The sequence below is a fragment of the Aeromonas sp. s11 genome (assembly GCF_040907945.1).
GTDB lineage: Bacteria > Pseudomonadota > Gammaproteobacteria > Enterobacterales > Aeromonadaceae > Aeromonas > Aeromonas veronii.
Genome location: NZ_JBFOCU010000019.1, coordinates 115,749 through 127,287, shown reverse-complemented (window position 1 = coordinate 127,287; position 11,539 = coordinate 115,749). Strand labels below are relative to the sequence as shown.

At 59.7% G+C, this 11,539-nt stretch carries 7 protein-coding genes; 4 read left to right on the top strand and 3 right to left on the bottom strand.

The window, feature by feature from the left end; translation table 11 throughout:
- Positions 1-19: 19 nt before the first annotated feature.
- Both AB5Y84_RS04380 and uvrD read right to left on the bottom strand, forming a co-directional pair.
- Positions 20-1,633 (bottom strand): IS1634 family transposase, encoded by a 1,614-nt coding sequence (locus AB5Y84_RS04380; protein ID WP_368176411.1) that lies wholly within the window; start codon positions 1,631-1,633, stop codon positions 20-22.
- A gap of 105 nt (positions 1,634-1,738) precedes the next feature.
- Positions 1,739-3,910: a DNA helicase II gene (uvrD, locus tag AB5Y84_RS04375; protein ID WP_167573774.1), complete on the bottom strand. Its 2,172-nt coding sequence runs from the start codon at positions 3,908-3,910 to the stop codon at positions 1,739-1,741.
- A 506-nt stretch (positions 3,911-4,416) separates the two neighbouring features.
- Between uvrD and AB5Y84_RS04370 the strand changes: the two genes are divergently transcribed.
- From AB5Y84_RS04370 to AB5Y84_RS04355, 4 genes are all read left to right on the top strand, one after another.
- Positions 4,417-5,415 carry a BMP family protein gene (locus AB5Y84_RS04370; RefSeq protein ID WP_005340803.1) on the top strand — a complete coding sequence of 333 codons (999 nt, stop codon included), beginning with the start codon at positions 4,417-4,419 and terminating at the stop codon, positions 5,413-5,415.
- A gap of 85 nt (positions 5,416-5,500) precedes the next feature.
- Positions 5,501-7,066: an ABC transporter ATP-binding protein gene (locus AB5Y84_RS04365; RefSeq protein WP_368176443.1), complete on the top strand. Its 1,566-nt coding sequence runs from the start codon at positions 5,501-5,503 to the stop codon at positions 7,064-7,066.
- On the top strand, positions 7,066-8,184 hold the full coding sequence (locus AB5Y84_RS04360) for an ABC transporter permease (protein WP_005357011.1): 1,119 nt from the start codon (positions 7,066-7,068) through the stop codon (positions 8,182-8,184). The genes AB5Y84_RS04365 and AB5Y84_RS04360 overlap by 1 nt, the downstream gene beginning before the upstream one ends.
- Before the next feature lie 2 nt (positions 8,185-8,186).
- Positions 8,187-9,152, top strand: coding sequence for an ABC transporter permease (locus AB5Y84_RS04355; RefSeq protein ID WP_005340795.1), 966 nt, complete (start codon positions 8,187-8,189; stop codon positions 9,150-9,152).
- Positions 9,153-9,417: 265 nt separating this feature from the next.
- On the opposite strand, the gene AB5Y84_RS04350 is transcribed toward AB5Y84_RS04355, so the two are convergent.
- A complete protein-coding gene (locus AB5Y84_RS04350) occupies positions 9,418-11,409 on the bottom strand; it encodes a bifunctional 2',3'-cyclic-nucleotide 2'-phosphodiesterase/3'-nucleotidase (protein ID WP_368176442.1) in 1,992 nt (663 codons plus the stop codon).
- Positions 11,410-11,539 lie beyond the last annotated feature (130 nt).

The window sequence follows — 11,539 nt, the reverse complement described above, 5'->3', positions numbered from 1 at the left end:
CCTACATTCCGCACCTGATTTAGGAATAAATTTGTCGGTAGCGTTCACCCAATACCTCCAAAATGATCTGCTGGTCTCCTGTTAGCTCCGTTATCTGAGGCGGGGCTTCTCCCAGTCGATACTCATGGATGCCACCAAAGCGCAAAAAGATCCAACGGGCGGTTGGCTGCTGGGTCGGCTTCTTTTTCATATCTGCCACACTGCGGTTCTGCGCCACTAACCCCTGCCGGATCCGGTGCTCCAGGGCCGCATAAATCATCAGGCTACAGGTCATCACCATCAGCAACGCTTCAATTCGTTCCGGTTTTTTCAGGTACAGTGAGGAGGTTAAAAATTCCGGGCTCTTGAGAAAACGAAAGCCTCGCTCGACATTCTGCTGTGCCTTATAGGTGGCCAACAGTTCGGCCATGGTCAGCGTGTCGCTGTGGTCATTGGTCGCCAGGATGAACACCCCGGTCTGGTTGCGAGCCGCTTCAACTTGCGCCAAGCTGGTTGCCGCCACACCACTGATGTGAAACTGGTAGCTGACCGGTGCTTCCCCCTTTTTCGGTCTGCCACAACCGGCATAAACGGGGTCACTCACCACCTCGGCATCCAGTTGCAGCAGCATCAAGCTGGCGCTAAAACGACTCAATTCGGCCTGTGCATCCGCTTGGCAGGCAAAGCGTTTGGCACACAATTTGGCGAAGGCTTTGAGCTCGCGGGTGCTCTCTTTAAGCAGGTTTTTAGCCAATGTTTGCTGCTCACGGTTGCTGGCCTGTTCGCTGCGCACCAGCAACCAGCGCTGCGCGACGCCGGCATAATGGGCGGATTGCCAACAGCCATGATAACCATTGCCCAGCGCAACCAGCGACTGGGTGCCAATCGTTGCCACGGCCTGCTTGGCCTCGTTCAACGTGACCGGCACCCGGGTGACAAACAGTTGCTGCTGTTGCGCCAGCAGTTGCAAGGTCTCGGCACAATACAGTGCTGCATCGCCGACCAGATAACGGCAATCCTGCGCAGCCTTGAGGCTGCTCAAGTGGCGACGAACAGTCTGGGCAAAGGCTTTGGTGTCGTTACTGTTGCCACTGAGGGCCTGCATGTAGATGGGTAGCCCGGCCTGATTTTCACAGATGAGTTCCAGGATAACCTGGTTCAGCTCTGGCCGATGATCTCGACTATAACCCCGCACCAATTGCAGCTTACCGATCGTGTCCCCATCGGCCTGGTCATAGGCGCCATCGACGTGGAAGCTGGTGATATCGAGGTGCACTGCGGTGCTGTTGAGCCCCAGTCGCTCAACGACTTGCGCCGCCATCACTTGATACAAGGTGCTGACATCGGCCTCAAAGAGGGCATCGAGACAGCGCCCGAGCACATCATCATTGAGATCATCTGCACAGATCCCGGGGCCAATCAGGCGCTCAACCGGCTTGTTAGCGAAGAATTGTGGGAACATGTGCAGGGTGCTGCTGTGAAAGCCGAGGCCGTTCACTATCATGGCCACCAAAGCGTCACCGTGTGAGACCTTGAAAGGCGGTGTTTTGGGGAGCACCGCATCAATCATGCGGGCAATTCCCAGTTCTTGGCAGAGTGCGGCGACCAAACCAAGGTGATCGAGGTTACGGATAGCGATAGCGGCCATGATGATCTACCTGCAAAAGAGAGTAATAGATCAGAATGGCCGATCGCCGTCAAGCTTTGAAAAAGCCAAAATTAGGTGCGGAATGACGGTTGTATCAAAAGGCGGGAAAAATCAGAGCGCTTCTAGTCTGGCATACGCCGTTACCAACCACTTGGCGCCGACCTCATCGAACTGGATCTGCACCCGGCTCTGCTGGCCGACCCCTTCGAAGTTGAGTACCACCCCTTCCCCGAATTTCGGATGGAGCACCCGCTGGCCGAGCTTGATGCCGCTGGCGTCGAAGCTCTGCTGCACCTCGTTCTGGCTAAAGCGGCCGTACTGGGTGGGGCGGCTGACCTGAGTGCGCAGCCGGATCTCTTCCAGACACTCGGCGGGCATCTCGCGGATAAAGCGGCTCGGTTTGTGGAACATCTCGCGGCCGTAGATGCGGCGGCTCTCGGCATAACAGATGTAGAGCTTCTCCATGGCGCGGGTCATGCCGACGTAACAGAGGCGGCGCTCCTCTTCCAGCCGGCCCGACTCTTCGGTGGATTGCTGGCTGGGGAACATGCCTTCCTCGACGCCGACCAGCAGCACCAGCGGGAACTCCAGCCCCTTGGCGCTGTGCAATGTCATCAGCTGCACCGCATCGGCATATTCGTCCGCCTGATTCTCGCCGGACTCCAGCGCCGCGTGGGCGAGGAAGGCGGAGAGATCGCTCATATCCTCCAGCTCGTCCGGGCGCTGGTACTGGCGGCAGGCGGTGACCAGTTCGTCCAGGTTCTCTACCCGCGCCTGGGATTTCTCGCCCTTTTCCGCCAGATACATCGCCTTGAGGCCGGAGTTCTGGATGGCGATATCCGCTTGCTGGTGCAGCGGCAGAAGGGAGACCTGTTCCTCCAGCGCGTCGATCAGATCGACAAAGCCGCGCACCGCGTTACCGGCGCGACCGGTCAGCACCTTGTCATTGAGCAGCGCCTTGGCCGATTGCCACAGGTTGAGCCCCTGATCGCGGGCGTTGCCGCGCAGGATCTCGAGGGTGCGATCGCCGATGCCGCGGGTCGGGGTGTTGACCACCCGCTCGAAGCTGGCGTCGTCGCCACGGTTGTTGATAAGCCGCAGGTAGGCCATGGCGTCCTTGATCTCTTGCCGCTCGAAGAAGCGCAGGCCGCCGTAGATGCGATAGGGCATGGCGTCCTGCATCAGCGCCTCTTCCAGCACCCGCGACTGGGCGTTGGAGCGATAGAGGATGGCGCAGTCGGCCAACAGGCCGCCCTTTTCCTTCCAATCCTTGAGACGGCCGACCACGAAGCGCGCTTCGTCCACCTCGTTGAAGGCGGCGTAGAGGGAGATGGGCTCGCCTTCGGCCCCTTCGGTCCACAGCTCCTTGCCAAGGCGCTCGGCGTTGTTGGCGATGACGCTGTTGGCGGCCTTGAGGATATTGGCGGTGGAGCGGTAGTTCTGCTCGAGGCGGATGGTCTCGGCGCCCTGATAGTCGGTCAGGAAGCGCTGGATGTTCTCGATCTTGGCGCCGCGCCAGCCGTAGATGGACTGGTCATCGTCGCCGACGATCATCACCTTGCCGCTGTTGCCCGCCAGCATCCGCAGCCAGGCGTACTGGATGCCGTTGGTATCCTGAAATTCGTCCACCAGGATGTTCTGGAAGCGGTCGCGGTAGTGCTCGAGGATGTGCGGCTTGTTCAGCCACAGCTCGTGGGCGCGCAGCAAGAGTTCTGCGAAGTCCACCAGTCCGGAGCGATCGCAGGTCTCCTGATAGGTCTTGTAGATCTGCTGATAGGTGCGGGTGACGGGGTCGCCGTAGAGGTCGATGTCGCCGGGGCGCAAGCCCTCGTCCTTCTTGCCGTTGATGTAGCCCATTACGGCGCGCGGAGCCCAGTGCTTCTCGTCGAGGTTGAGCGCCTTGAGCACCCGGCGAATGAGGCGGTACTGGTCATCGGAGTCGAGGATCTGGAAATCCTGCGGCAAGCCGGCATCCAGATGGTGGGCCCGCAGCAGGCGGTGGGCGATACCGTGGAAGGTGCCGATCCACATGCCGCGCACGCCGTCGCCGATCACTTTCTCGACCCGGCCGCGCATCTCGGCCGCCGCCTTGTTGGTAAAGGTGACCGCGATGATGGAGAAGGGTGAACAGCGTTCCACCTGCATCAGCCAGGCGATACGGTGCACCAGTACCCGGGTCTTGCCCGAACCGGCACCGGCCAGCACCAGCAGGTTGCTGCGGGGCGCCGCAACGGCATCTCTTTGCTTGTCGTTGAGCCCGTCGAGCAGGGTTGAAACGTCCATCACCACTCCTGTTTATTTATACAGGCGGCGATTATACGGCCATCCCCCCGTCAGACCAAATCCAAACTCGGGGGGAGGGGAGAGATGGGGTCCTGCAAGGGCGCCGGTGCGGCCATTTTTGGCTGGCGCAGAGAGAACGGGACGGGGAGGTTTCCAGCTGTAGCCAATCCTTGCTCACGCGGTTTGTGGGGATTTTGCGAGCCGGATCACGGGCTTGCCGGGGGGCTGGATGAATAACAGGGGAAAACGGTTTACAGTAACTTGCTGAACAATAAGAGAAATGTCGTTTGGGTCTTTTGGTTGTTAGCATAAAAAACTGAAAAGTAGCTAAAAAACAACTGCTTATAAGGTTATTTGCTTAGAATTCAAACCGTTAACGCAAACGTTTTTCCCTTATCATTTGCTTGACCCGCATCGGGGCTGACTTAGAGTAAGCCTGCGTGCTAGATAGCCTGCTCTGACAGGCAAGCAAGTTCCCTCACTTAATAACAATCAAGGATACGATCGTGACTAAAGTGCTCAAGCTGGCCACTGTGGCCTCCCTCACTCTCGCTGCTCTCTCTGCTCAGGCTGCTTCCGAGCCAGCCGTCATTTATGACACCGCGGGCAAGTATGACAAATCATTCAACGAAGCCGTGTTCCGTAACGGCGTCGAGCTCTACAACAAGGACAAGGGCGTCAAGGTCAAAGAGTTTGAACCCCAGAACGAAGCCCAGCGCGAGCAGGGTCTGCGTCGTCTGGCCAGCCGTGGCAACGGTCCGATCGTTGCCGTCGGCTTCAACATGGGTTCTGCCGTTGAGAAAGTAGCGACCGAATTCCCGAAAACCCAGTTCACCATCATCGACATGGTGGTCGACAAGCCGAACGTCCAGTCCGTCATCTTCAAGGAGCATGAAGGTTCCTTCCTGGTGGGCGCGCTGGCTGCCATCGCTTCCAAGAGCGGCAAGGTCGGCTTCGTGGGCGGCATGGATATCCCGCTGATCCGCAAATTCCAGTGCGGTTACGAGCAGGGTGCCAAGTTCGTCAATCCGAAGATCGAAGTGTTCCAGAACATGGCGGGCTCTACCCCGGCCGCGTTTGCTGACCCGGCCAAAGGTGCCGAGCTGGCCAAGTCCCAGTTCGCCAAAGGCGCTGACGTGGTTTACGCCGCAGCTGGCGGTACCGGTATCGGTGTCTATCAGGCAGCCAAGGACAGCGGCAAGTTCGCCATCGGGGTGGACTCCAACCAGAACCACCTGCAACCGGGCACCATGCTGACCTCCATGGTCAAGTCTGTGGGTCTGGCCGCTTACCAGACCTGGGATGACGCTGCCAAAGGCGAGTGGAAGCCGGGTATCAAGAACTTGGGTCTGGCCGAAGGCGGTGTGGATTGGGCGCTCGACAAGGACAACGAGAAGCTGATCACCCCGGAAATGAAAGCCAAGGTAGATGCCATCAAGGCTGAAATCATCGCTGGCAAGGTCAAGGTTCATGACTACATGAGCGATAACACCTGCAAATACTAATTAGATAGTTGCTACGACTCTCAACGCACCACCGGCCCGCACGGGCCGGTTTTTAGTCTTATTTCATGAAACGCAGGGCTGCATCATGGACCAGACAGATCGCTATGCCATCGAATTAAGAGGTATCGATAAGCGGTTCGGCGACGTGTACGCCAACAAGCTGATCGACCTTAAGGTTCGCAAAGGCAGTATCCACGGCATTGTCGGCGAAAATGGCGCCGGTAAGTCCACCCTGATGAGCATCATTTATGGTTTCTACCATGCCGACAAAGGCGAGATGCTGATCGACGGGAATCCTTTCAAACCCCATGGCTCACAAGATGCGATTGCCGCAGGGGTGGGCATGGTTCACCAGCACTTCATGCTGGTCAACAACTTCACCGTATTGGAAAACGTCATCCTCGGCGCTGAGAACGGCTGGCACCTTCAGCAGAGCGTGGCGTCAGCCGAAAAGCTGCTGGGCGAACTGGCGCGGGATTATGGCCTCGACGTGCCGCTGCACGAAAAGGTCGAAGATCTGCCGGTGGGTTTGCAACAGCGGGTCGAAATTCTCAAGGCGCTCTATCGCGGCGCCCGCATCCTGATCCTCGACGAGCCGACCGGGGTACTGACCCCGCAAGAGGCGGATCACCTGTTCGAGGTGCTGAAAAAGCTACGGGATCAGGGGGCGACCATCATCCTCATCACCCACAAGCTGCGGGAGATCCTGGCCATTACCGATCAGGTCTCCATCATGCGCCGTGGCGAGATGGTGGCACACGTCGCCACCAAGGATACCGACAAGGAGCAGCTGGCCGAACTGATGGTGGGCCGCAAGGTGCGCCTAAAGGTCGACAAGGGGCCAACCCAGCCCGGTGAAGCCAAGCTGAAGATCGAAGGGCTCAGCTACTTCGACGCCAGCAAAGTGGAGCGGGTCAAATCGGTCAGCTTCGAAGTGCGGGCCGGTGAAGTGGTCGGCATCGCCGGGGTCTCTGGCAACGGTCAGTCCGAACTGCTCAGTCTGCTTGGCGGCATTCTCAAGCCGAGCAAGGGTGGCTTTACCATCAGCAGCCGCAGCGGCGTGCACAAGGTGAGTGCTGAGCACCCGGCCGATCCCGAGCTGGTGCGCAATTACGGCCTCGGTCATGTGCCGGAAGATCGCCACAAGATGGGGCTGATCAACCGCTTCGAGGCGAAAGAGGCCTTCATTCTCGGTTATCACCGCCGCCCGCAATACAACAAGGGATGGCTGCAGAACAAGGAGGCGATCCAGCAGGATTGTCAGGCCAAGATGGAGAAGTGGGATGTGCGCCCGCCCCATCCCGATCACAAGACCGCCAACTTCTCCGGTGGCAACCAGCAGAAGCTGGTGATCGCCCGTGAAGTGGAGCAGGACCCGGATGTGCTGTTGATCGGCCAGCCGACCCGCGGGGTCGACATCGGCGCCATCGAGTATATCCACCAGCAGATCATCGCCATGCGCGACAAGGGCAAGGCGGTGCTGCTGGTGTCGGTGGAGCTGGACGAGATCATGAGCCTCGCTGACCGGATCCTGGTCATTGCCGACGGTCGCATCGTCGGTGAGCTGGATGGTGCCAAGGCGGATGAGCGCACCATTGGTCTGATGATGGCGAACATAGTGCCGGACGAAGTTGCCAAGGAGGCCCACTGATGAGCCAAGTACGTATTCCTGCCTGGGTCTCCGTAGGCGTCTTGTCTGCGGTCAATATCCTGCTGGCCTTCCTGGTGTCGGCCATTCTGTTCTACTACCTCGACATCAACCCGGTCGATGCCGCCAAGATCATGTGGTACGGCGCGTTTGGCACTGGTGAAGGGGTCGGCTTTACCCTCTACTACGCAACCGGCTTTATCTTTACCGGTCTGTCGGTGGCGGTCGCCTTCCACGCCGGTCTGTTCAATATCGGCGGTGAAGGTCAGGCCTATATCGGCGGGCTTGGTGTCGGTCTGGTATGTCTGATGCTCGGCGATGTGCTGCCGTTTGCCCTGCTGTTGCCGCTCTCCATCATTGCCGGTGGTCTGTTCGGTGCGGCCTGGGCCTTTATTCCGGCCTGGCTGCAAGCCAAGCGCGGCAGCCATATCGTGATCACCACCATCATGTTCAACTTCATCGCCGCCTCGCTGATGGCCTATCTGCTGGTGGAGGTGTTCAAGCCGCCCGGCTCGATGGCGACCGAGAGCAAGGTGTTTGCCGAAGCAAGCTGGCTGCCCAAGATGAGCGGGCTGGCGAACCTGTTCGGGATGGAGATCCCCAACAGCCCGCTCAATATCAGCTTCTTCTGGGCGCTGATCTGTGCGGCGCTGGTGTGGGTCTTTATCTGGCACACCCGCTGGGGTTACGAGATCCGCTCGGTCGGCGCCAGCCAAAGCGCCTCCGCCTACGCCGGTATCTCCTATCCCAAGGTGGTGATCCTGGCGATGGTCATCTCCGGCATGCTGTCGGGCTTCTTTGCCCTCAACGTGCTGCAGGGTGAGCTGCATCAGATCAAGCTCAACTTCGTGGAAGGGTTCGGCTTCACCGGTATCGCGGTGGCGCTGATGGGGCGCAACCATCCGGTCGGCGTCATCATCGCCAGCCTGCTGTTCGGTTTCCTCTATCAGGGGGGCGCCGAGCTCAGCTTCGAGTTCGGTGTCGACCGCAACATCGTGGTGGTGTTGCAGGGTCTGGTGATCCTGTTCTGTGGCGCCCTTGAGCACATGATGCGTCCGCGCATCGAGCAGCTCTATCTGGCGTTTGCCAACCGCTCAGCCGCGCAAGCTAAAGGAGTCTGATCATGTTTGAAATTCTGATCCTGATGCTGGATGCGACCATTCGTACCGCGCCGCCGCTCATTCTCGCCGCTATGGCGGGCATGTTTTGCGAGCGCTCCGGGGTGGTCAACATCGCGCTGGAAGGCAAACTGCTGGCGGCGGCGTTCGCCAGTGGCGCGGCGGCTGCGGTCTCCGGTTCTGCCTGGGTAGGTCTGGGGGCCGGGGTGGGTGTCTCCATCCTGTTTGCCCTGATGCACGGCTTTGCCACCATCACCCACCGCGGTGATCAGGTGGTGAGCGGCATGGCCATCAACATTCTGGCGGCCGGTCTGACCGTCACCCTGGGCCGTTACTGGTTCGATCAGGGTGGCCAGACCCCGGCGCTCTCCGGTGATGCCCGGTTCGCCCCGATCGATCTGCCCTATGCCAAGGAGTTGTGGGATGTGCCGGTGATCGGCCAGCTCTACAGCGAGTTGCTGAGCGGCCACTCCCTGCTGGAGTACGTGGCCTTCGCCTGCGTGCCGCTGGCCTGGTGGGTGATGTTCCGTACCCGCTTCGGTCTGCGTCTGCGGGCGGTGGGCGAGGCGCCCGCAGCGGTCGATACCGCCGGTATCTCGGTGGTGCGGATGCGCTACACCGCGCTCCTCATCGGCGGCCTGCTGGCCGGTATCGGTGGCACCTATCTGGCAGTGGCCCAGACGGCCCAGTTCATCCCCAACATGAGTGCGGGCAAGGGCTTTATGGCGCTGGCGGCGCTGGTGTTCGGCAAGTGGCGCCCCTGGAATGCCATGGCCGCCTGCCTGCTGTTCGGCTTCCTCGATGCGGTCGCCATCCGCCTGCAAGGGGTCAGCATCGGTGGCTTCGCCATTCCGGTGCAGGCCATCGAGGCACTGCCCTACATCCTGACCGTGTTCCTGCTGGCCGGCTTTATCGGCCGTGCGGTGGCCCCCAAGGCACTTGGTACACCTTATGTGAAGGAGCGGGAGTAGCGCCCTTTAGCGCGATATTCCCGATCACGCAGATAACAGCAGGCCCACTTCGGTGGGCCTGTTTTTTTATGGGCGGGATGGGGCAGACCAGCCGGGATCTGGATGGTGTGATAGAGGGGGATGATGGCGTGAAGGGATAAACGGGCTGCGTGAGTTGCTGCGGGGAGCGGCTGGCGTACAAGAGCTGACCCTCTGCCTGCACCATCAAAAACCCCCTCGTATCAGGAGGGGGTTGCAGAGGTTATTGCCGGATTAACCCTGAGGTTCAGGGTGCCAGCACCAGCTTGTAGACGCCAAAGCCGGGGTGTTTGGCATCGGTGGGCGGCAGGGTCTCTACATAGTTCAGCTTGCCGCCGGTCAGGGCTTGCGCTTCGCTGCGTGGCGAGCTGTAGATGCGCAGATCCAGATTGGCGGGCAGGGGGGCCAGCTGCCAGTTGTTGTCTGCCGGGGGCTCGAAACCGGCCGGATTCTTCTCTGCCAGATCCTTGAGGTATTCGGAGAGCACTTCGCGGGTTTCGAACTGATCTTCATGGACGATCACCTTGGCGTTGATGCCCGGGAAGTTGCCACCACCGCTGGCGCGGTAGTTGTTGGTCACCACGTAGAACATCTGGGCCGGGTCGATTGCCTTGCCCTGATAGGTGAGGTTGGTGATGCGATAGCTGTCGCTCACCTTGTTGCCATCCACATCGTAACGGGCGGGTTTGGTCACATCGACCTGATAGTTCACCCCGTCGATCACGTCGAAGTTGTAGGTGCGGTACTTCTCGTTCACCAGCCACTGGGTGGCGGTGCTTGCTGCATCGATCTTGTTGAACTGGACGGCGCTCTTCTCCAACCACTCCTGTACGGTCGCGCCATTGATGGCGACCACCTGCAGGGTGTTGGGGTAGACATAGAGGTCGGCCACGTTGCGCAGGGAGATATTGCCAGCCGGTACATAGGTGAAGTCGGTCGGGCCGTTGCGACCGCCGCGGAATGGCGCGGCGGCGGAGAGGATGGGCCATTTCTCCTTGAGCTGACCATCCTGTTGCAGTTTCTTGGCGTGCCACAGTTGGGCGTCGCTGACGATCTGGATGGAGGGGTCATCCTGCACCAGCGCGAAGAAGCTGTGGATCGGCTTGGTGATCTTGCTGAGGGGCTCGTCCAGCCACTGGTTGGCCTGCTCGTGCTCGGCAATGACCTGATCGACTACCGCCTGGTCTTCGGTGCTGCTGGCGCTGCTGTCGATCTTGCGCAGCTGGGACTGGCTGGAGGCCACTTCCCAGCGACCCTCTTTCCAGGTCATGTGCAGGTCGATGATGCCGAGGTGGTTGCCCCAGACGCCCGGCATCACGGTCGGTACGCCCGCCAGGGTGCCTTTCTCGTTGTCCACGTCGGTCATGTTGGGGTAGTCGCCCGGGAAGGTGCGATGGGCATGGCCCAGCAGCAGGGCATCGACCCCCTTCACCTTGGCCAGCGGCAGGGCGGCGTTCTCCATCATGGGTTCGCGCGGGTCACCTATGATGCCGGTATGGGCCACGACCACGACGATGTCAGCGCCCTTGGCGCGGATTTCGGGCACATAGTGCTCGGCGGTCTCGACCATATCAGCCACCACCACCTTGCCTTCCAGATTGCGCTTGTCCCACTGGGTGATCTGGGGCGGGGTCAGGCCCAGCACCCCGACCTTGATGGTCTGGGTATTGCCGTTGGCATCCTTCACCTGACGATCCAGCACCACATAGGGTTTGAACTTCTGCTTGCTCCAGTCGATGGTGCCCTTGCCATCACGGCTGAAGGCATCGGCCTGGAAGACGTTGGCGTTGATGTAGGGGTAGTTGGCCCCTTTCAGGGTCTCTGAGAGGAAGTCGAGACCGAAGTTGAATTCGTGGTTGCCCAGGTTGCCGACATCATAGCTCATGGTGTTGAGCGCCTTGATGGCGGGGTGGGTCTGCTTGCTCAGCCACTGCTGTTTGACCTGCTGGTCGTGGATATAGTCGGCCAGCGGGGTGCCCTGGATCAGGTCGCCGTTGTCGATCAGCAAGTTGTTGGCGTTCTCTTCGCGGGCCTTGCGGATCAGCACAGCGGTGCGGGCAAAGCCCAGCGAGGCATCCGGCTTGTTCTGGTAGTAGTCGTAGCTCAGCAGGTTGGAGTGGATATCAGAGGTTTCGATCAGCCGCAGGGTGAGATCACCGGGGGCCTGAGAGTTGTTGTCGTCACAGCCGGACAGCAAAAAGATAACTGCCACCGTGCTCAGTTTGAGGGTGGTTTTCATTGTTGAATTCTCTTGTTATGGGTATGCCAGCGTGGTGCATTCTATCGATAGCAAAAGAATCCTATTGTGAGCCGGCTGGCAATTCGGGTTAATTGCCTTCCTGTTAATAGAGTTATGGCTCTGATTTTCA